Consider the following 22,875-nt stretch of genomic DNA (forward strand, 5'->3'; position numbering starts at 1 on the left):
TTTAGCGGACAGTGTTGAATAAACAATTACTAAAATATGAACAAAACATGAAAACGTAATGAGGCCTTGCCGTTCCATTATGTTAACAGTTTAATAGTTTTGGTTGACATATTTCGTGAGGGACACTAATATTCTGTATAAGTGTTAACCTATATTTATTTTGGTTTACATTAATTTTCAAGGTAAGAGAAAGCAGGGGAGAGAATGGAGGAAGAGATATATTACAGCGTCAGAATGAGAGCTTCCCGGGACGCACCTCATGAGCAGGGAGGAAAACACATTTCCGGCGGAGAACGGCTCATCACTTACAGCGGATTACAAGAAGCGGTGAATGGCTTATTACATAAAGGCTTCTCGCATTCAAGAGGGACACCTGATTTTATGCAGATACAGCTTGAAAGCATCAATCAACCGATCAAAACGATCCGCCCGTTACCGGTTGCCGTACATCAAACAGATACGGCAGAGAAAGGACAAGCAGTCGCCCGGAAGCTTCTGCAAAAAGCCGGGATTCCTCCGCACATGATAGAGAAAGCCTATCAAAATATCGCGGAATATGCAGAAGTAAGAGGAGCGGTCCTGTTCGACATTCAGACGGGAAAACGCATTGACGGCAGAAAGGAAAGAGGTGTACGGGTATCCCGCATGGATTGGCCGGCACACGATTTTCAAAAATGGACTCTCGAGCACAAAATGCCGGAAAATCCAAGAATAAAAGAAGCGCATGCCATCGCGGCAAAGGTTTGTGCGCATCCGGGCATCATAGCTGAACTGTGCTGGTCGGATGACCCTGATTACATAACAGGCTACGTTGCCGCAAAGAAGCTGGGCTATCAGCGGATTACCAAGATGAAGAATGCCGGAGATGAAAGCGGCTGCCGGATTTTCTTTACAGATGGAGCCATAGATACAGAGAGCTGTATACATTTTTTAGAGAAGCAGCCTGTATTCATTCAGAGGGAGGGGAAAATATGAAACAATCAATGATTGAAAAAAGCAAAAAGCATCTTTGGCTGCCCTTCACACAAATGAAAGATTACGATGAAGATCCGTTAATCATTGAAAGCGGAAACGGAATTATGCTGAAAGATACAAGCGGCAAAGAATATTATGACGGCTTTTCTTCAGTATGGCTCAATGTACACGGCCACCGCAAAAAGGAAATGGATGAGGCGATTCAAAAACAGCTTGAAAAAATCGCTCATTCTACTTTGCTGGGCATGACGAACGTTCCCGCAACAGAACTTGCCGAGATGCTGACGAGCATCACACCGGAAAAGCTGACGCGCGTTTTTTACTCTGACAGCGGAGCGGAAGCGATGGAAATCGCTCTGAAAATGGCCTTTCAATACTGGAAAAACATAGGGCGGCCTGAGAAGCAGACATTCATTTCTATGCAGAACGGCTATCACGGCGACACGATCGGAGCCGTCAGCGTCGGCTCTATTGAACTTTTCCATCATGTGTACGGCCCGCTGATGTTTGAAAGCTACAAAGCCCCGATTCCTTATGTATACAGATCTGAAAACGGCGACCCCGTTCAGTGCCGGGATGAATGTCTTAGCGCGCTCGAACAGCTGCTTGCGGAGCATCACGAAGAGATTGCGGCACTTACGATTGAATCGATGGTGCAGGGGGCATCCGGCATGATCGTCATGCCTGAAGGCTTTCTGGCAGGCGTACGAAAGCTGTGTACGGCATATGATGTGTTAATGATCGTTGACGAAGTGGCGACGGGTTTCGGCCGTACCGGAAAAATGTTTGCCTGTGAGCATGAAAATGTCCAGCCTGATTTGATGGCGGCAGGGAAAGGAATTACCGGAGGCTATTTGCCGATTGCCGTGACGTTTGCCACAGAAGCGATTTATGAAGCCTTCTACGATGACTATAACAAAATGAAAACATTTTTCCACGGTCACTCCTATACAGGAAATCAGCTTGGTTGTGCCGCGGCAATTGAAAATCTGCGTTTATTTGAATCAGAGCGCATCGTTGAACAGGTCGCCGAAAAATCAAAAACAGCAGCGATGTTTCTTCATGATCTGAAGCAGCTTCCTCATGTCGGCGATATCCGTCAGCTCGGTTTGATGTGCGGCATAGAGCTTGTGCAGGATAAGGAGACGAAACAGCCTTATCCGCCTGAAAAGAGGATAGGATACGAGGTATCTTTAAAAATGAGAGAGCTTGGTATGCTGACGAGACCGCTCGGAGACGTAATCGCCTTTCTTCCGCCGCTTGCCAGCACAGCTGATCAGTTAAAAGCCATGATCTCCATTATGAAAGAAGCGATAGCCGAGGTGACCGGCCGTGGATTTTGACGGATGGCTCCTCGGAAGGCTCGATGCGGTGAAAACAGACGGGCTGTATCGGACGCTGCGAACACAGGAAACCGCTCTCAAAACCAAGGGGCAAAAGCGGCAGATCTGGGCGTCTAATGACTATTTGGGTCTGTCAAAAGACGAACGGCTGATCACAGCCGCGCAAACGGCGCTGAGCCGATTCGGGGCAGGAAGCAGCGGCTCACGGTTAACCACCGGAAATACGCTATGGCACGAAAAACTTGAAAAAACAATCGCGGACTTTAAACAGACGGAAGCTGCTTTATTGTTTTCAAGCGGTTACTTGGCAAATATCGGCGTGCTTGCTTCACTGCCGCAAAAAGGCGATGTCATTTTAAGCGATCAATTGAACCATGCGAGCATTGTGGACGGCTGCCGTTTATCAAAAGCGGAAACCATTGTGTACCGACATATTGATATGGCAGATCTCGAGAACAAACTTGCCTCCGTCCAGTCTCGGAACCGCCGCTTTATCGTCACGGACGGCGTATTCAGCATGGACGGCACCATTGCCCCGCTTGACAGCATAATGGCGCTTGCAAAGAAGTATCAGGCATTTGTAATAGTAGATGACGCGCATGCAACCGGGGTACTCGGGGAAAACGGCGGAGGAACCAGTGAATATTTTGGTGTTAGGCCTGATGTTGTCATCGGCACATTAAGTAAAGCTGTCGGAACGGAGGGCGGTTTTGCCGCAGGATCAAACATTTTCATTGATTTTTTGCTGAATCATGCGCGGACGTTTATTTTTCAGACGGCCGTCGCGCCGGCGATTTGTGCGGCTTCGCATACGGCATTTGACATCATAAAGGGCATGCACGGTACACGCCGTGTACTGCTGTCATCTATCAAAACGATAAAAACCCGTCTCGCCGACATGGGATTTACCGTAAGAGGCGGAGATACACCGATTCTCCCCGTCATCATCGGTGATGCAAAAACAACGGTCTCAGCCGCTGCGTTACTGGAGAAAAAGGGGATCTGCGCCCCTGCCATCCGCCCGCCAGCCGTTCCGGATGGTGAAAGCAGAATCAGGCTGACCGTCACGGCGGACCGCAGCTTACAGGACATAGATGAGCTGACAGAAGCATTTGATTCCATTAGAAAAGAGCTGAACATCAACCAATGAGAAGTTTTTTTGTCACAGGAACAGATACCGGCGTCGGAAAAACCATCGTCTCTTGCGGACTTGCCGCGGCATTCAGGCAGAGACAGGCGGATGTCGGAGTATTTAAGCCGTTTTTAAGCGGAGTGCCGCGGACTCATCCGGAAAGTGACACTTCTCTGTTGAAAGATATGTCACAAACCGCACTGTCTCATGAAGAAATTACGCCATTTGAATGGAAAGAGCCGCTTGCACCGTACACGGCCGCCATGCTTGAGGGAAAATCCGTAAGTATGGAGGAGGTCACGGTTCACTGGAAAAAGATTAAAAATCGTCATGAGTGTTTCATCGTCGAAGGAGCAGGCGGCATTTCCGTACCGCTCGGTGAAAATTACTTAGTCAGTGATCTGATAAAAGCCCTGGAATTGCCGGCGGTGATTGTGGCCAGGCCTGATCTCGGAACCATCAACCACACATATTTAACCGTTGAATATGCGAAAAACATGGGAATAGACATTATCGGCATCATCATCAACGGCGTAAAAAGCCGGCCGGGGCTGGATGAAAAGACAAACCCGAACATAATTGAAGCGCTGTGCGGAGTTCCGATTTTAGGAATCACACCGAAGCTGGAACACGTTTCAGCGGAAAACATTCAACACATGATTGAGAAACATGTAGATGTTTCTACTTTCATGAATCTGACACAAATGGGGAGATAAACATGAATCAATGGATGGATCTTGCAGAGAGAGTGCTGGACGGGGCGGAAGTAACGAATCAGGAAGCGCTTGCCATTTTAAATTGTCCTGATGATGATCTTTTATTGCTGATGCATGCCGCTTTCCATATCAGAAAACGATTTTACGGAAAAAAAGTAAAGCTGAATATGATTATGAATGCTAAATCAGGGCTGTGTCCGGAAAATTGCGGGTACTGTTCACAATCTTCAATATCAAAAGCGCCGATTGAGTCTTATCGGATGGTGGATAAGCATATATTGCTTAAGGGGGCAAAACGCGCCCATGACCTGAATATAGGAACATACTGTATCGTCGCCAGCGGACGGGGCCCGTCAAACAGAGAAGTAGACCAAGTGGTTGATGCCGTCAAAGAAATTAAAGAAACGTACGGTTTAAAAATTTGCGCATGCCTCGGTCTGCTGAAGCCGGAACAGGCAGAGCGGCTGAAACAGGCAGGAGTAGACCGGTACAATCATAACATCAATACATCACAAAGGAATCACTCAAACATTACAACCTCTCACACGTATGACGACAGGGTTAATACGGTGGAAACGGCCAAACAATCGGGGATGTCGCCTTGTTCGGGTGTCATCGTCGGCATGAAAGAGACGAAACAGGATGTCGTTGATATGGCGAACAGCTTAAAAGCGCTTGACGCCGACAGCATCCCTGTTAATTTTCTGCATGCGATTGACGGAACCCCGTTAGAGGGGGTAAGCGAATTAAACCCGGTATATTGCCTGAAAGTGCTCGCTTTGTTCCGTTTTATCAATCCGGCAAAAGAAATCCGCATCTCAGGAGGCCGGGAAGTCAATCTTCGTTCACTGCAACCGCTCGGTTTGTACGCAGCAAATTCCATATTCGTCGGCGATTACTTAACAACCTCAGGGCAGCACGAAACAGAGGATCATAAAATGCTCCATGATTTAGGGTTTGAAGTCGAATCCGTTGAAGAAATGAAAGCCGACTTACAATCCGCCTGCAATACGGAGATATAAAATGACGGCGGGCCTATCGATTGCACATCCGTCCCTCCATGCGGATTCAGATTTTTGGAATAACCCTTATCCGTTTTATGACAAACTGCGGGCCGTTGATCCCGTGTATCAAGGAACCGTTTTAAAATACCCGGGGCGCTACATCACCGGATATCAAGAAGCGGAAGCCGTCCTGAAAGACACCAGATTTAAAAACCGCATTCCGATGCCTGAAGCGTCAGCTAAATATAAACACCTGAAAAACTTGCAGAAGGATATGCTGCTGTTTACGAATCACTCAGACCATAAGCGGCTTCGCATGCTGATCGGCAAAGCATTCACTCTGAAAAAAGCGGAGCGGCTGAAACCCTTTATAACAGCAACGGTTCATGATGTGTTAGACCAAATAGATCACAGTAAAACCGCAGACCTTGTATCAGACTTCGCCTTCCCAGTGGCGAGTCTCGTCATTGCGGACATACTCGGGGTGCCGAAAGAAGACAGAGCAAGCTTCAGGGAGTGGACCGCGGACGTCATTCAGGCCATTGACCTGACACGCTCTAAAAAGTCGCTGCTTAAAGCCGGCGGTACAGCCGGCAAGCTGACGGCGTATTTTAAAGATTTGATTCAAAAACGGAAAACAGAGCCCCAAAAAGACGTCATCACCACACTTATCAGCGAAGAACAGCTTACAGAAGAAGAAGTGCTCGCATCCTGCATCCTGCTCATTATCGCCGGACACGAAACGACGGTGAATCTGATCTGCAATGGCGTGTTTTCATTATTGAAACATCCGGCCGAGCTCAGCAAATTGCTGGAAAATCCGCAGCTGATTGCATCTGCAACTGAGGAATTTCTACGCTTTGAAAGCCCGGCGCAGCTGACGGCTCGTACAGCTTCAGAAGACTGCGTCATCAATCAGCACCTCATAAAAAAAGGAGAGCAGGTATATATTCTGTTAGGCGCAGCCAACCGCGACCCGGAGGTATTTCATCGTCCCCATCAGCTGGACATTACGAGAAATCCCAATCCGCATCTGGCATTCGGAAAAGGCGCCCACGTCTGTATCGGCTCCTCATTAGCGCGGATTGAGGCCCAAACGGCCATCCTCACACTGCTGGAGCGGGCCCCTGATATTCGCCTTGTGAAAACAGATGTTACATACCGCAAACTCTTCGGTTTCAGGTCGCTTTCAGCGCTTCCGGTTGTTCTCAGCTGATGACATTGCAGAAGGGGCAGGTTTATCAAGCCCCTTCTCTAAGATGAAACAGTTCCTCTTATCATGTACCGGAAACATGTCACAACACACCTGCACTCAAACCCTTCAATATAACTGCAACCGCTTACAGATCTGCCGCCTGACAGTCCTTATGAAGATATAACTGAAAGGAGAAGTGAATATGGGAAAAGGGAAAATCATGGATTCATTTAAAGAAGCCGCGGAGCTGATCAATGACGGTGACACTCTTATTGCAGGGGGCTTCGGTCTTTGCGGCATCCCCGAGCAGTTAATTCTCGCCATCAGAGACCGGGGGACAAAAAACCTGACTGTCGTCAGTAATAACTGCGGCGTTGACGACTGGGGGCTGGGCCTCTTGCTTGCGAACCGTCAGATTAAAAAGATGATCGCTTCCTATGTCGGAGAAAACAAAACTTTTGAACGGCAATTTTTAAACGGAGATCTGGAAGTTGAGCTGGTTCCCCAAGGTACGCTCGCCGAACGGATTCGCGCGGGAGGAGCGGGTATCCCGGCGTTTTATACCCCGGCCGGCGCGGGGACCTCAGTCGCTGAAGGAAAAGAGCAGAAAACATTTGACGGACGGACCTGCCTTTTGGAAAGAGGCATTAAAGGACACGCCAGCATTGTAAAAGCGTGGAAAGCTGATCCGCTCGGCAATTTGATTTTCAGAAAAACGGCAAGAAATTTTAATCCGCTCGCCGCTATGGCAGGCAGGGTAACCATTGCCGAGGCAGAGGAAATCGTCGAGGCAGGTGAGCTTGACCCGGATCACATTCATACGCCGGGTATTTTTGTCCAGCATGTGCTCAAAAGCACGAATCTCGAAAAAAGGATCGAACGCCGCACCGTCCGGGAAGCATGAAGAAAGGAGCTGATCAAATGAAAGATGGCAGAAAACGAATGATCGCACGGGCAGTAAAAGAAATTAAGGACGGAATGAATGTGAATTTGGGAATCGGCATGCCGACGCTTGTCGCAAATGAAATACCGGAAGATTATAACGTGCTGCTTCAGTCGGAGAACGGCTTGCTCGGAATCGGCCCTTATCCTCTTGCGGGAGCGGAGGACCCGGATCTCATTAACGCCGGCAAAGAAATCATCACCGAAGTTAAAGGAGCCTCTTATTTTGACAGTGCCGAATCGTTTGCTATGATTCGCGGGGGCCATATAGATGTCGCCATCCTCGGCGGCATGGAAGTATCCGAAAAAGGGGACTTGGCCAACTGGATGATACCCGGAAAAATGATCAAAGGAATGGGCGGGGCTATGGACTTGGTTCACGGAGCAAAACGGATCGTTGTCATTATGGAGCACGTAAATAAATTCGGTGAATCTAAGGTGAAATCGGAATGCACTCTGCCTCTGACCGGCAGACAAGTCGTCCATCGGCTGATAACAGATTTGGCGGTGTTCGAATTTCACCAAGGCCGCATGATGCTGACAGAATTGCAGGAAGGTGCGTCATTAGAGGAAGTCATTGAGAAAACAGAAGGCCGTTTCACTGTCAGTGAAGCATTAACGTCCGGGCGGAAATAAGGAGGCATTTTCATGGACCCATTGCTGAAAGACAAAGCGGCTGTAGTGACAGGAGCAGCCAGAGGAATCGGATTTGAAATCGCTCAAGAATTCACCCGTGAAGGAGCCGCCGTAATCATAGCGGATGTCAATGAACAGGCGGGAAAAGAAGCCGCAGCAAAACTCAGTGAAGAAGGCGCTCATGCCAAAAGCATCACGTGTGATGTAACCGATGAAAAGCAAACGGCTGATATGATTCAAAAAGCCGTGACAGAATTCGGGCGACTCGATATTCTCGTGAATAACGCGGGCATTCAGCATATCGCCCCCATTGAGGCATTTCCCGCGGAACAATTTGAACGGCTCATCCGTGTCATGCTGACCGCGCCATTTATCGCCATGAAACATGCATTTCCCGTCATGAAAAAACAGCAATTCGGACGAATCATAAATATGGCGTCTGTCAACGGGCTCATCGGTTTTTACGGAAAAGCCGCATATAACAGCGCCAAGCATGGCGTCATCGGCTTAACGAAAGTCGGCGCACTTGAAGGCGCGGCTGACGGCATCACCGTCAATGCCCTCTGTCCTGGGTATGTTGACACACAGCTCGTCCACAATCAGCTGAAGGACATTTCTGACACAAGAAATGTGCCGTATGAACGTGTTCTGGAGGACGTCATCTTTCCGCTCGTTCCCCAAAAACGGCTGCTCTCAGTGAAGGAAATCGCTGATTACGCCGTGTTTTTGGCCAGCGACAAAGCAAAAGGCGTCACCGGTCAGGCCGTCGTCATGGACGGAGGATATACCGCTCAATAGTTCGTTTGAAAAAACAGCCGCACTGAACGGCTGTTTTTTTGTGCCTTAAAATAAACATATTGAAATCTTCCGAATGGTGCTTGATATCGCCAGCGGCCGCAAACAAACATGGGCGGATCATTGGGGGCTTCACAATGATTTATGTCTGTTCAACCCCGCTCCCGTGACCTGATTTTCAGTTTGGCTGAAGAGACGAATACCGACGCGATGAAAAAACGGAATTTATGATAAAGCGGTTTCGTGAGAAACAAGATGACAACATATGACGGTTTTCACAAGGAATTTACGAAATAACGATAAGCAGAAGAAATAGCCGGAATTCAATAGATTGATAAGTTCCGCGTCATGATTCCATATGAGCCTCCAGCAAGACTCAACCAAAAACATTTTGCTTCTACCGATAAATTCCTCTTATGATGAAGCAGCTCGTATTCAGCTGTGTGATGGGCCGATTTACTGCGGCAATCGGTATCCGGGCAGGTCATCCATATATTCTGCATCGCGTTTTATCTTTACAGATTTTCCTCATCCAGATCCATTCCTTGCGCATCAAAGCGCATCAGTTTACAATCCTTCACAGATATACAAATGAATGTTTACAATAAACATAAAATATGTAATTTCTGACACAATTATGCCAATAGACCTAAAAAATAAGCAGCATCAAGGGCGTGCACTAAGTGAAGAAGAGTCGGTAACCGGCTTCCATTCCGGCTCTTATCACCTCTTTTTAAGACTGTTTTTTCAGTGTCAGCCCCAACTTATATTTTATGAATAATTGTAACCGGTTCGTTTGTAAAATCGAACAATAACTCCTCCGAAAGTATTCTATACACCTTTGTTATAATCATGCTAGGATGTTAGATAAAGGGATATATTGTATGATATTGGATCTCGATGCGATCGGAGGGAACTCATGAACAATCTTGCCTTTTTATTTCCTGGACAAGGGTCTCAATTTGTAGGAATGGGCAAACATTTTTGGAATGAATTTGCGCTTGCAAAGAGATTATTTGAAGAAGCGAGCGATGCGATCTCCTTGGATATAAAAAAGCTGTGCTTTAACGGTGATATGAATGAATTGACAAAGACAATGAATGCGCAGCCCGCTATTTTAACAGTCAGTGTGATTGCTTTTCAAGTGTATATGCAGGAAATAGGGGTTAAACCGCGCTTTCTTGCAGGTCATAGCTTAGGAGAATACTCAGCGCTCGTCTGTAGCGGGGCCCTTTCTTTTCATGATGCCGTTACACTTGTAAGGCGGCGGGGTATTCTTATGCAAAATGCGGATCCTCAGCAGCAGGGGACAATGGCCGCCGTGACGCATCTCTCTCTCCAAACATTACAAGAAATATGTTCGAAAGTGTCGACGGAAGACTTTCCGGCAGGTGTAGCCTGTATGAATTCAGATCAGCAGCATGTGATTTCCGGACACCGGCAAGCTGTGGAACGTGTCATCAGGATGGCTGAGGAAAAGGGAGCTGAATACACTTTTTTGAATGTCAGTGCGCCTTTTCACAGTCTGATGATACGATCGGCATCCGAACAATTCCAGACCGTACTACACCAGTATTCCTTTCGGGATGCCGCATGGCCGATTATTTCGAATGTCACCGCACGGCCTTACAGCACCGGCAATTCGGTCAACGAACATCTCAAGCAGCACATGACGATGCCGGTAAGATGGGCGGAATCAATGCATTACTTGCTTTTACACGGAGTCACGGAAGTTATCGAAATGGGCCCGAAGAATGTTTTAGGCAGTCTGCTGAAAAAAATAACGAATCATATTGCTCCTTACCCTTTAGGACAGACATCTGATGTTCACCGGCTGTCGAATTCAGGGGAAAGAAATAAAAATATTGTCCATTTACGCAAAAAACAACTGAATAAATTGATGATTCAATCCGTCATTTCGCGAAATTACAACAAAGATTCATTGGCTTATTCCAACATGACGACGCGATTATTTACGCAAATCCAAGAGCTGAAAAAGAGAATGGAAAGAAATGAAGATGAGCTTTCAGAACAAGAGCTCGAACATTCAATCCATTTGTGCAAATTAATTTGCGAGGCTAAACAGCTTCCGGCTCAGGAACAATTACGGATTTTAAAATAAAGCGCCCAGGAGGGGACCTATGTATACCAGTCAATTCCAAACCTTAGTCGATGTCATTCGGGAAAGAAGCAATATTTCTGATCGCGGAATCCGTTTTATCGAATCCGATAAAAACGAGACAGTTGTCTCTTATCGCCAATTGTTTGAAGAGGCGCAAGGGTTTCTTGGCTATTTACAGCATATCGGCATTCAGCCGAAGCAGGAAATTGTATTTCAAATCCAGGAAAACAAATCATTTGTCGTTGCTTTTTGGGCTTGTTTATTAGGAGGAATGATCCCGGTTCCGGTCAGTATCGGAGAAGATGATGACCATAAGCTGAAGGTCTGGCGGATTTGGAATATATTAAATCATCCGTTTCTGATTGCCTCTGAAAAAGTATTGGACAAAATAAAGAAATACGCTGCAGAACACGATTTACAGGATTTCCATCATCAATTAAACGAGAAATCTGACATTATTCAAGATCAAACCTACGATTACCCCGCTTCGTTTTATGAACCTGATGCGGATGAACTGGCTTTTATCCAATTTTCTTCAGGATCGACAGGAGATCCAAAAGGAGTCATGTTAACGCATCATAACTTAATACATAATACGTGCGCCATTCGAAATGCTCTGTCCATTGACTCAAAAGACTCTTTCTTATCTTGGATGCCCTTAACGCATGATATGGGGCTCATCGCCTGCCACCTAGTTCCCTTCATAGTCGGAATCAATCAAAATCTAATGCCTACAGAATTATTTATTCGCAGACCTATTCTTTGGATGAAAAAAGCTCATGAACATAAAGCCAGTATTCTATCCTCTCCTAATTTCGGATACAACTACTTCCTTAAATTTTTGAAAAACGAACCAGACTGGGATTTATCCCACATCAGAGTCATCGCAAACGGTGCAGAACCGATATTGCCGGAGCTCTGTGACGAATTTTTAACAAGATGCGCAGCATTCAATATGAAAAGATCGGCCATTTTGAATGTTTACGGTTTAGCGGAAGCTTCGGTCGGCGCAGCGTTCTCTAAAACAGGAGAAGAATTCGTTCCCGTTTATCTGCATCGCGACTATTTAAACCTCGGTGAAAGAGCTGTAAAAGTCAGCAAAGAGGATCAAAATTGCGCTTCATTCGTCGAAGTGGGACAGCCTATTGACTATTGTCAGATTCGAATCTCCGACGGAGAAAATGAAAGAATAGAAGACGGAATCATCGGCCATATCCAGATCAAAGGAGACAACGTGACTCAAGGGTATTATAACAACCCCGAAAGTACGGACAGAGCGCTGACTTCTGACGGCTGGATAAAAACGGGAGACCTCGGATTCATTAGTGAAAGTGGCAACTTAGTCGTAACCGGAAGAGAAAAGGACATTATTTTCGTGAACGGAAAAAATATCTACCCTCACGATATTGAACGGGTTGCGATTGAAATGGAAGAGGTTGACTTAGGAAGGGTTGCCGCCTGCGGTGTATATGATCAAAATACGCGAAGCGGAGAAATCGTGCTCTTTGTTGTTTTCAAAAAATCACCTGAAAAATTTGCGCCGCTTGTCAAAGAGATTAAAAAGCATTTGTACCAGCGGGGCGGCTGGAGCATAAAAGAAGTCCTTCCGATCCGCAAGCTTCCAAAAACAACCAGCGGAAAAGTGAAGCGATATGAACTGGCCAGACAGTACGAAGCAGGGGAATTCTCGGTAGAGTCTGCCGCCATCAATGAATTTTTAGAGGGCAGCCCGGAAAAATCAGGACAGACTCCGATTCATGAGATAGAAACGGAATTGCTGTCTATCTTTTCCGAAGTACTGGCCGGGAAAAAGGTTCACCTTACTGATAGTTATTTTGATATGGGCGCAAATTCTTTACAGTTATCGCAGATTGCCGAGCGCATAGAACAGAAATTCGGACGCGAGCTTGCCGTTTCCGACCTCTTTACGTATCCTTCTATCACTGATTTAGCGGCATATCTGTCTGAAGGCCGTGCTGAAAACAAGCCTGATGTGACAGCGGAGCCAAACCATGTTTCTCCGAAAGATATCGCCATTATCGGGATGTCGCTCAATGTTCCGGGAGCATCGACTAAAAGTGATTTTTGGAATCTCCTTGAAAAAGGGGAGCACAGCATTCGAGAATACCCTGTATCTCGGATGAAAGATGCGGCGGATTATGTAAAGGCCATCCAAAGTGATTTCAATGAGAATCAGTTTGTGAAGGGCGGCTATTTAGATGAAATCGACCGATTTGATTATTCGTTCTTCGGGTTAGCTCCTAAAACGGCTCAGTTTATGGACCCTAATCAAAGACTGTTTTTACAGTCTGCATGGCATGCGATTGAAGATGCGGGCTATGCCGGCGACAGTATGAACGGGAGTCAGGTCGGGGTATATGCAGGGTATTCGAAGGTGGGCTACGATTATGAACGCCTCCTTTCTGCGAGTTACCCGGAGGAACTTCATCAATATATTGTAGGCAATCTTCCTTCCGTGTTAGCCAGCCGAATCGCTTATTTCTTAAATTTAAAAGGGCCGGCGGTCACAGTGGATACGGCCTGCTCTTCATCGCTTGCCGCCGTTCATATGGCATGCAAATCTATCATTTCCGGCGAATGTGAAATGGCTATTGCCGGAGGTGTCCGAACATCGCTCCTGCCGATCTGTATCGGGCTTGATATGGAATCTTCGGACGGGTACACCAAAACGTTCAGCAAAGATTCAGACGGCACGGGCACAGGAGAAGGGGCGGCTGCAGTCCTGTTAAAACCTTTGCAGGATGCGGTTCGCGACGGAGACCATATTTACGGTGTGATCAAGGGAAGCGCGATGAATCAAGACGGAACAACTGCCGGCATTACCGCCCCGAATCCGGCAGCTCAGACTGAGGTCATTGAGACGGCTTGGAAAGACGCGGGTGTTGCTCCTGAAACGCTGTCTTTCATCGAAGCGCACGGCACCGGGACCAAACTCGGCGATCCGGTTGAATTTAACGGACTTTGTAAAGCGTTTGAAAAGCATACGTCAAAAAAACAATTTTGTGCGATTGGTTCTGTTAAATCAAACATCGGTCATTTGTTTGAAGCGGCAGGCATCGTGGGGCTGATCAAATCTGTCCTCATGCTGAATCATAAGAAAAACCCGCCGTTAGCGCACTTTAATGAACCTAATCCGCTCATTCACTTTCACTCTTCACCTTTTTATGTAAATCAGGAAGCTGCGGAGTTCACACCTGGTGACGGGCCTCTGCGGGGCGGAATCAGCTCGTTTGGTTTTAGCGGAACGAATGCGCATGTGGTGTTGGAGGAATATACTGCCCAAAATGAGTATGCTCCCGAGGACGAAAATGAGCCGCACCTATTTGTTTTGTCTGCTCAAACAGAAAATTCACTCTATGAGCTCGTACAACAGTACCGGCAATATGTATCGAATGACAGCCAAACCTCATTGAAGTCCATTTGCTATACAGCCAGTACGGGCAGGGCTCATTTGGATCATAGGATTGCCATGATTGTATCAAGTAAACAAGAGTTATCTGATAAGCTGACCTGTCTGGTTCAGGGAGACAGAAATATCCCCGGAGCATACGTTGGTTATCAGAATATGAAGGAAATGCTGCCTGCTCATAAAGAAGAGCTGAATAAACAAACCGCTGATCTGATCAAGCGGAGTACACATACACAGGATGAACGAAACACACGGCTGAATCGCGCCGCCGAATTATTTGTGAAAGGAGCCGTTATAGATTGGCGCGCGTTTTATTCCGGGGAAACCGTACAAAAAACGCCATTGCCTTTGTATCCGTTTGAACGGAATCGCTGTTGGGCTGAAGCTGCCCCTTTGAGCGTAAACGAGGGAGAAGAGAGAGGAGAAGCAGTATTGAATATCAATCAATCGAAGGCGCATATTGAATCCTTCCTGAAAACTGTAATCAGTAATGCTTCGGGGATCAGAGCGGATGAAATCGATCTGAATGCCCATTTTATCGGACTCGGAATGGATTCCATCATGCTGTCACAGGTCAAAAAGGCCATTGCGGACGAATTTGGGGAAGACATCCCGATGGATCGTTTTTTTGATACGATGAACAACCTTCAAAGTGTCATAGATTACTTGGCTGAGACCGCTCCAACATCCTTTGCATCCGCTCCGCCTCAAGAAAATGTTCCGGCGCGAGAAAAACCGGTCATTTCAGAAGCACAGCCTGAGTCGGAGCACAGAGAAGACCGCCAAGAGCATATGCTCGAAAAAATAATCGCTTCTCAGAATCAATTAATTCAGGATACCTTACAGGCTCAATTAAATAGCTTTAATTTACTGAGAACCAGCGGGCATCATTCCGATGTGAAAGAATACTCTAAAGCGCAAAAAAAATCAATTTCTTCAGTCGAGCAGGGGCCTCCTGCTGCTGCCGGAGAAAAGAAATTGACTCAAGAAGCGAAACCCTATGTTCCTTTTCAGCCTCAGAGCCTGCATGAACAGGGACACTATACCGCACAGCAAAGACAATATTTAGAAGATTTCATCAGGAAATACGCAGACAAAACGAAAGGTTCCAAACAATATACGGACAAAACACGATTTGCTCATGCAAACAACCGTAATCTGTCCAGCTTCCGTTCATATTGGAAGGAAATCGTGTACCCGATTATTGCCGAACGTTCTGACGGTTCCAAGATGTGGGATATTGACGGAAACGAATATATCGATATCACCATGGGATTCGGAGTTAATCTTTTCGGACATCATCCATCGTTTATTACACAGGTGATCGATGATTCAACCCGCTCATCCTTGCCACCGCTCGGACCGATGTCGGATGTCGCCGGGGAAGTTGCCGACCGAATCCGCACATGCACTGGCGTAGAAAGGGTCGCTTTCTATAATTCCGGAACAGAGGCCGTCATGGTTGCCCTACGTTTGGCAAGGGCGGCAACAGGAAGAAAGAAAGTTGTGGCGTTCTCGGGCTCTTATCACGGGACGTTTGACGGCGTATTGGGAGTTGCGAGCACAAAAGGCGGGGCTGCGTCTGCGAATCCGCTGGCTCCGGGCATACTGCAGAGCTTTATGGATGATTTGATTATTTTGCATTACAACAATCCAGATTCGCTGGACGTGATTCGCAGTCTCGGGGATGAATTGGCCGCCGTACTGGTGGAACCGGTACAAAGCCGCAGACCGGATTTGCAGCCGAAAGCATTTCTGAAAGAACTGCGGGCGATTACACAGCAATCCGGGACGGCTCTGATTATGGATGAAATTATTACGGGATTTCGGATCGGTCTCGGCGGCGCGCAGGAATGGTTTGGCATTCAAGCCGATTTAGTGACCTACGGAAAAATCATCGGAGGCGGACAGCCGTTAGGGATTGTTGCCGGAAAAGCTGAGTTCATGAATGCGATCGATGGGGGAACCTGGCAGTATGGGGATGATTCCTATCCGCAAGACGAGGCGAAACGCACCTTTGTGGCCGGCACCTTCAATACTCACCCGCTTACCATGAGAATGTCATTAGCCGTGCTTCGCCATTTACAAACCGAGGGAGAACACCTGTATGAGCAGTTAAATCAAAAAACAGCCTATCTGGTCGATCAGCTAAATCGCTGCTTTGAACAATCAGAAGTGCCTATCCGCATGGTTCGATTCGGTTCTTTATTCCGGTTTGTTTCATCGCTTGATAACGACTTGTTCTTTTACCACCTCAATCCTAAAGGGATCTATGTATGGGAAGGACGCAACTGCTTCTTGTCCACGGCGCATACCGCGGATGATATTGAAAACATCATTCAAGCCGTTAAAGACACGGTGAAGGATCTTCGCCGAGGCGGATTTATTCCGGGTGGCCCGGATTCCCCTGATGACGGAGGCCATAACAAAACCGGAATACACGAGCTTTCACCTGAACAAAAACAATTGGTTCTGGCATCACATTATGGGAATGAAGCTTCTGCAGCCTTAAACCAGTCCATTATGCTGAAAGTGAAGGGGAAACTGCAGCATACGCCCTTAAAACAAGCAGTCCGGCATATCGTCGGCCGCCACGAGGCTTTACGTACGGTGATCCATGTTGATGACGAAGTACAGCAAGTGCAGGAGCGGATAAATGTAGAAATTCCTGTCATTGATTTTACCGGTTACCCGGAAGAGCAACGGGAGCCGGAAATTCAGAAATGGCTGCAAGAAGATGCCAAGCGGCCGTTTCATTTCCAAGAACAAAAACCCTTGTTTAGAATCCATGTGCTTACATCGGGCCAAGACGAACATCTGATTGTGCTTACATTCCATCATATCATTGCCGACGGATGGTCAATTGCTGTCTTTGTTCAAGAGCTGGAGAGCAGCTATGCGGCAATGGCAGAAGGAAAACCGATTCCTCCGAAAGCGGCCGCTGCTTCATTTCGCCAATATTTAGACTGGCAGCAGGCCCAGATTGACAGCGGCCATTATGATGAAGGAGTCCGTTATTGGCGTCACCATTTCTCTGAACCGATACAGCAGGCAGTCCTGCCGAGCATCGCTTCTGCCCGTTTTCCGAACGGGTATGAGGGTGACCGGTTCACCGTCAGGCTTGGGCGGCCTTTAAGCGAGGCTTTAAAGTCATTAAGCATTCGGAGGAAAAATAGCGTATTTGTGACGATGCTGAGGCATTTCATCTTTTTCTGCACCAGCTTACCAAACAGTCCGGTCTTGTGATCGGAATTCCTACAGCCGGTCAATCGCATATGAAACAGCATGATCTGATTGGAAATTGCGTCAATATGATTCCGGTAAAGACCACATCTTCTTCAGAAAGCACCTTATCCGGTTATCTTGGCAGTATGAAAGAAAGCGTGAACCATGCAATGCTTCATCAGGCCGTTCCAATGACACTGATAGCCAGAGAACTTCCGCACGATCAAGTGCCGGAAATGCGTATTATTTTTAATTTGGACAGGCCTTTTCGAAAGCTTCATTTCGGAAAGGCGGAAGCCGAGCTCGTTGCTTACCCTATGAAATGCATTTCATATGATCTATTTCTTAATGCTACGGATGTGGGCCAAGAATATGTTCTTGATTTCGACTTTAATACGAATGTCATCAGTCCGGAGATCATGAAAAAGTGGGGAGCAGGCTTTACGAAATTACTGCAAAAAATGGTTGAGGGGGATTCAGTCCCTCTTGACGCCCTGACGATGTTTTCCGATGAAGAACAGCATGATTTACAACAACTGTATGCCGACCATCAAAATCGGATCTCTTCAATAGTCAGCAATACGGCAAACTTCGCTGACGCCTACGAGGCGCCGGCAAATGAAACGGAGCGGCAGCTGGCGCAGATTTGGGAGGAACTTTTCGGCCTTGACCGGGTTGGCAGATCAGATCGCTTCCTGGCATTGGGAGGAAACTCACTCCAAGCGACGCTTATGCTTTCCAAAGTTCAGAAGACATTTCATCAAAAGGTTTCCATCGGACAATTTTTCAATCACCAGACTGTTAAGGAATTAGCAAGTTTCATTCAGAATGAAAAGAAAGTCATGCACCTCCCGATGAAGGCGGCTGAGAAAAAAGCGCATTACCCGACATCACCGGCGCAGCAAAGAGTATATTTCCTTCACCAAATGGAACCGGATCAGCTGGCTCAGAATATGTTCGGCCAAATATCAATTATAGGGCAATACGATGAGCAAGCCCTGATTTCTTCTCTTCAGCAAGTCATGCAGCGGCATGAAGCGTTTCGCACGTATTTTGACATTTCAGATGGCGAAATTGTCCAGAAACTTGAAAACGAAATTGATATTAACATTCATGTCCGGACAATGAGTCTGGACGAATTTGATGCCTATGCAGACCGGTTTGTAAAACCGTTCCGCTTGGAGCAAGCTCCTTTGGTCCGTGCGGAGCTGATCAAAATTGATAACGGGCAGGCCGAGCTGCTCATCGATATGCACCATATCATTTCGGACGGTTATTCCATCAACATACTTACAAATGAATTGCTGGCTTTATATCATCAGAAACCATTACCGGACATTGAATTTGAATATAAAGATTTCGCAGAATGGCAGAACCAATGGCTGAATGAGGATGCCATGAAGCAGCAGGAGACATACTGGCTTGAACAATTCCAAGAAGAAATCCCGGTTCTTCAACTGCCGACAGACGGTTCAAAAGCGGCGGAACGGTCTTCCGACGGGCAGCGCGTAACGTGCTCCTTACAGCCGGATGTAATCCGTTCGCTGCAAGATCTGGCGCAAAAGGCGGGAACGACGCTTTATACGGTGCTTCTGGCCGCCTACAAAGTGCTGCTTCATAAATATACAGGACAAGAAGATATTGTCGTAGGCACGCCTGCTTCAGGAAGAAATCATCCGGATGTCGAAAATATCATCGGGATTTTCATTCAAACCATCGGAATCCGGACGAAGCCGCTCGCTAATAGAAAGTTTACGGATTATCTGGAAGAAGTAAAGCGGCAGACGCTTGACGCTTTCGAAAACCAAGACTATCCATTCGACCGGCTGGTGGAAAAATTAAATGTACAACGGGAAACAACAGGCAAATCACTGTTTAACACAATGTTTGTGTTTCAAAATATTGAATTTCATGAAATCCGGCACGATGAATGTACATTTAAGGTGAAAGAACGAAATCCAGGGGTCTCTTTATATGATTTGATGCTGACGGTTGAAGATGCCGGGCAACAGATTGAGATGCACTTTGATTTTAAACCGGGACAGTTTGAAAAAGACACCATTGAACAGATCACAAGACACTATGTCAGTATTTTAAAGAGCCTTGTGAAGCAGCCGGAGATGACGTTGTCTTCCGTTCCTATGCTGTCTGAAACCGAACGGTATCAATTGCTGACGGAGTTTAATGACACAAAGACTCCGTATCCGCATAACGAAACGGTATCCCGGTGGTTTGAAAACCAGGCAAACCTGCGGCCTGATCATGAAGCCGTTATTTTCGGCAATGAGCGGTATACGTACAGACAGCTCAATGAACGGGCAAACCAATTGGCGCGGACGTTACGGACAATAGGCATACAAGCGGATCAATTCGTTGCCATCATCTCTCCGCATTGTATCGAGCTGATTGTTGGAATTTTGGCTGTTCTGAAATCCGGCTGCGCATACGTGCCCATTGATCCTGAATATCCGGAGGACCGGATCCATTATATGCTGAGTGACTCAAAAGCGGAGATTGTGTTGACACACCGCAGCCTGCAAGTTCAGTTACCGTATGATGGTGACGTTGTGCTTCTGGATGAGGAAAACTCTTATCATGCAGACCGCTCAAATCTTGAATTGTTCAGCGATGCGCATGATTTAGCGTACATGATCTATACGTCGGGTTCGACCGGCAATCCGAAAGGTGTACTCATTGAGCACCAGGGGATGGCCAATTATATTTGGTGGGCGAAAGAAGTTTATGTGCGGGGAGAGAAAACCAACTTCCCATTATACTCTTCCATCTCTTTTGACCTGACGGTGACTTCGATATTTACACCGCTGGTGACGGGAAATACCATCATCGTCTATGACGGAGAAGATAAAAGCGCTGTTCTTTCTGCGATTATGCAAGACTCAAGAATAGACATGATCAAATTGACCCCGGCACATTTGCACGTCATCAAGGAGATGAATATAGCAAGTCACACCACAATACGGAAAATGATTGTAGGCGGAGAAAATTTTAGCACCCGTCTGGCCAAAAGTGTCAGCAAGCAGTTTAAAGGACGGCTGGACATATTCAATGAGTACGGTCCGACGGAAACTGTCGTCGGATGTATGATTTACCGTTACGACGCAAAACGGGACAAGCAGGAATTTGTACCGATCGGCACTGCGGCTGCCAACACGGACATTTATGTGGCTGATGCAAGCAGAAATCTGGTTCCAATCGGGGTAATCGGTGAAATGTATATCAGCGGACCCGGTGTTGCCAGAGGGTATTGGAATCGCCCGGATTTAACGGCAGAAAAATTTGTTGAAAACCCGTTTATCCCGGGAGCGAAGATGTACAAATCAGGGGACTTGGCTAAGCGATTGAGGGATGGAAATCTTGTATATGTGGGCCGCATCGATGAACAAGTCAAAATCAGGGGACACCGAATCGAACTTGGCGAGATCGAAGCAGCGATGCATAACGTGGAAACGGTGCAAAAAGCCGCGGTTACAGCCAGAGAAGCAGAAGACGGCTTAAAACAATTGTGCGCGTATTACGTAAGCGACAAACCTATAGCGGCTGCGCAGCTTAGGGAACAATTGTCATCGGAGCTCCCGGACTATATGGTTCCGTCCTATTTTGTCCGTCTTGAGCATATGCCGTTAACGTCCAACGGGAAAATAAACCGTAAAGCACTGCCTGCACCCGAAGCAAGTCTGCAGCAGACAGCTGAATATGTTCCGCCGGGCAATGAGGTCGAGTCCAAACTGACAGATTTGTGGCAGGAAGTGCTCGGAATAAGCCGTGCGGGGATCAAACATAATTTCTTTGATCTCGGAGGAAATTCCATTCGTGCAGCGGCCTTAGCCGCACGAATTCATAAAGAGTTGGATGTGAACCTGACGTTAAAAGACATATTCAAGTTTCCTACCATTGAACAATTGGCTGACAAAGCGTTACACATGGGCAAAAATCAATATGTACCGATCCCGGCCGCAAAGGAAATGCCCTATTATCCGGTTTCTTCAGCTCAAAGGCGCATGTATTTGTTAAGTCACACAGAAGGCGGCGAGCTGACTTACAATATGACGGGTGCCATGAGTGTGGAAGGGACGATCGATCCCGACCGGTTAAACGCCGCTTTTCAAAAATTAATCGAACGTCATGAAGCTTTGCGGACAAGCTTCGAATTATACAAAGGCGAACCGGCACAGCGTATTCATCAGAGCGTCGAATTTACAATAGAACGAATTCAAGCTAGCGAAGAAGAAGCGAAAGACCGTGTGATTGATTTCATCCAAGCGTTTGATTTAGCCAAGCCGCCGCTGATGCGGGCCGGTCTGATTGAAGTTGAACCTGCGCGGCATGTGCTTGTGGTTGATATGCATCATATCATTTCTGACGGGGTGTCCGAGAATATTCTGATGAAGGATTTAAGCCTGCTTTACGCGGGGAACGAACCGGAGCCGCTTTCTGTTCAATATAAAGACTATGCGGTTTGGCAGCAATCTGACATTCAGAAACGGAATATCGAGAGCCAGGAAGCGTATTGGCTGGATCAGTTTCGTGATGACATTCCTGTACTGGAAATGCCTGCGGATTACGAGAGACCTGATATACGCGATTACGAAGGAGAATCCTTTGAATTTGTTATACCGGAACACTTGAAACAGCGTTTAAGCCAACTTGAAGAAAACACAGGAGCAACACTGTATATGATTTTATTGGCAGCCTATACGATTCTTTTATCCAAATACAGCGGACAAGAGGATATTGTCGTAGGAACGCCATCTGCCGGGCGGACTCATTTGGATGTAGAGTCAGTCGTGGGAATGTTCGTCAATACGTTAGTCATTCGCAATCACCCGGCGGGCCGTAAAACATTTGATGCCTACTTAAACGAAGTAAAGGAAAACATGCTGAATGCCTATAAAAATCAAGACTATCCGTTGGAAGAATTGATTCAGCACTTGCATTTCCCAAAAGATTCAAGCCGCAATCCTTTGTTCGATACGATGTTTGTGCTGCAAAATCTCGATCAGGCTGAATTGACATTCGATTCCCTTCAGCTCAAGCCGTATCAATTTCATCATCCGGTTGCCAAATTCGATCTGACCTTGTCGATTCAGGCGGACCAGGACAACTATCACGGTCTGTTTGAATATTCTAAAAAGCTGTTTAAAAAAAGCAGAATCGAGGCTTTATCAAACGACTACTTACACATCCTATCAGCGATTCTAGAACAACCGAACATAACAATCGAATATATCGGGTTGAGCGGCGGCGATGAGGAAGAAGAGAACATGCTGGATTCTATTCAATTGAACTTTTAGGAAAAGCATTTATTTAGTTCCTTAAATTATACAAAACGAGGTGCTCCA

At 46.7% G+C, this 22,875-nt stretch carries 10 protein-coding genes and 2 pseudogenes; all 12 read left to right on the forward strand.

Translation table 11 applies throughout. The annotated features are described in order from the left end of the window. Positions 1-204: 204 nt before the first annotated feature. The gene (locus tag ACW5MY_RS20120) at positions 205-975 is read left to right on the forward strand and encodes a 6-carboxyhexanoate--CoA ligase (protein ID WP_013352461.1); all 771 of its coding nucleotides are present in this window, start codon (positions 205-207) and stop codon (positions 973-975) included. After that, positions 972-2,318 carry an adenosylmethionine--8-amino-7-oxononanoate transaminase gene (gene bioA / locus ACW5MY_RS20125; RefSeq protein ID WP_013352460.1) on the forward strand — a complete coding sequence of 449 codons (1,347 nt, stop codon included), beginning with the start codon at positions 972-974 and terminating at the stop codon, positions 2,316-2,318. The genes ACW5MY_RS20120 and bioA overlap by 4 nt, the downstream gene beginning before the upstream one ends. Next, positions 2,308-3,468 carry an 8-amino-7-oxononanoate synthase gene (gene bioF, locus ACW5MY_RS20130; RefSeq protein WP_013352459.1) on the forward strand — a complete coding sequence of 387 codons (1,161 nt, stop codon included), beginning with the start codon at positions 2,308-2,310 and terminating at the stop codon, positions 3,466-3,468. The genes bioA and bioF overlap by 11 nt, the downstream gene beginning before the upstream one ends. Continuing rightward, positions 3,465-4,166 (forward strand): dethiobiotin synthase, encoded by a 702-nt coding sequence (bioD, locus tag ACW5MY_RS20135; protein WP_013352458.1) that lies wholly within the window; start codon positions 3,465-3,467, stop codon positions 4,164-4,166. Before bioF ends, bioD begins: the two co-directional genes overlap by 4 nt. 2 nt (positions 4,167-4,168) lie before the next feature. Beyond that, complete coding sequence (gene bioB / locus ACW5MY_RS20140; RefSeq protein WP_013352457.1) at positions 4,169-5,188, forward strand: biotin synthase BioB; 1,020 nt, start codon at positions 4,169-4,171, stop codon at positions 5,186-5,188. Between the two features lies 1 nt (position 5,189). Then, positions 5,190-6,386 carry a cytochrome P450 gene (locus tag ACW5MY_RS20145; protein WP_013352456.1) on the forward strand — a complete coding sequence of 399 codons (1,197 nt, stop codon included), beginning with the start codon at positions 5,190-5,192 and terminating at the stop codon, positions 6,384-6,386. A 181-nt stretch (positions 6,387-6,567) separates the two neighbouring features. Beyond that, positions 6,568-7,269 (forward strand): CoA transferase subunit A, encoded by a 702-nt coding sequence (locus ACW5MY_RS20150; RefSeq protein ID WP_013352455.1) that lies wholly within the window; start codon positions 6,568-6,570, stop codon positions 7,267-7,269. Positions 7,270-7,286: 17 nt separating this feature from the next. Continuing rightward, positions 7,287-7,943, forward strand: coding sequence for a 3-oxoacid CoA-transferase subunit B (locus tag ACW5MY_RS20155; protein ID WP_013352454.1), 657 nt, complete (start codon positions 7,287-7,289; stop codon positions 7,941-7,943). Between the two features lie 12 nt (positions 7,944-7,955). Then, positions 7,956-8,741 (forward strand): 3-hydroxybutyrate dehydrogenase, encoded by a 786-nt coding sequence (locus tag ACW5MY_RS20160; protein ID WP_014471876.1) that lies wholly within the window; start codon positions 7,956-7,958, stop codon positions 8,739-8,741. Positions 8,742-8,802: 61 nt separating this feature from the next. Then, positions 8,803-8,913, forward strand: a pseudogene (locus ACW5MY_RS20165) (hypothetical protein); the annotation flags it as partial. Between the two features lie 744 nt (positions 8,914-9,657). Further along, complete coding sequence (gene fabD, locus ACW5MY_RS20170) at positions 9,658-10,860, forward strand: ACP S-malonyltransferase (RefSeq protein ID WP_289394417.1); 1,203 nt, start codon at positions 9,658-9,660, stop codon at positions 10,858-10,860. A gap of 19 nt (positions 10,861-10,879) precedes the next feature. After that, positions 10,880-22,827: pseudogene (locus ACW5MY_RS20175) on the forward strand (non-ribosomal peptide synthetase/type I polyketide synthase). Positions 22,828-22,875 lie beyond the last annotated feature (48 nt).

Source organism: Bacillus sp. Bwzl_19 (genome assembly GCF_054900515.1).